We start from the raw sequence: 691 nt of genomic DNA, 5'->3' as shown, positions 1-691 counted from the left end.
CGAGCTTTTTGACTTAATGCTTCACTTTGAGCTTTAGCACGTTTCAAACGTTCCTCAAAGCTTAGCTTTTCAATCTCTTGTTTAGCATCAGAAATAGCATCATCTAACCGACGTCTGAATGGGGCAGGACGACCCAAAACCTGTGTTTTAACCCTGGCTAATCGTTCTCTCACTCCAGCGTCCAGACGTGGCTCTTGGAAAGTGGTAATTTTATTCCAAACTTCTTTGGCTTTCTTAAAGGCATTTACCATATTTAGGTCTTGAAAAATCCCCTTGATGTCCTGCCACACTTGACGATAGTGTTTGACTATTGCGGACATTGTTTGATTACGCAGAACAAGGTCATCTACTCCCTCGTAGCCTAATTCTTTGATAAAAGCTATTTCTTGATCGCTTTGACCAACTTCAGGAAGTTGAGCAGTCATTTCCTGGGTAATAACATCAAAATCTTCCTCGAGCTGTTTTAAGACCCTCTCATGGCTTTCTCGAACTCTCTTTTCCATTTCCCCTACCTCGGTCGTAAAACGCTGTATACGCTCTTCTAGGGTCTTATTTTCGGCTCGTAAGCGAGGTAGGCGAACTTCTTCCAGACTAAGAGCTTCCATCTCCAGTTTATGACTATATTCCTCCTTAGTCAATATTTCGTTATCTAAAGCCTTTATTTTACTCTCTAAGACATTTTGTTTGTTTT

1 protein-coding gene is annotated in these 691 nt (G+C 41.1%); it reads right to left on the bottom strand.

The annotated features are described in order from the left end of the window. Positions 1-638, bottom strand: a 638-nt coding sequence (locus C1E58_RS09635; protein ID WP_153055836.1) for a hypothetical protein, incomplete at its 3' end; no start/stop codon positions are given. Positions 639-691: the final 53 nt, after the last annotated feature.

The organism is Streptococcus suis (genome assembly GCF_002964575.1).
Taxonomy (GTDB): Bacteria; Bacillota; Bacilli; order Lactobacillales; family Streptococcaceae; genus Streptococcus; species Streptococcus suis_R.
Note: the sequence above shows the minus strand (reverse complement) of the source record. Positions and strands in the feature narration are given on the sequence as shown.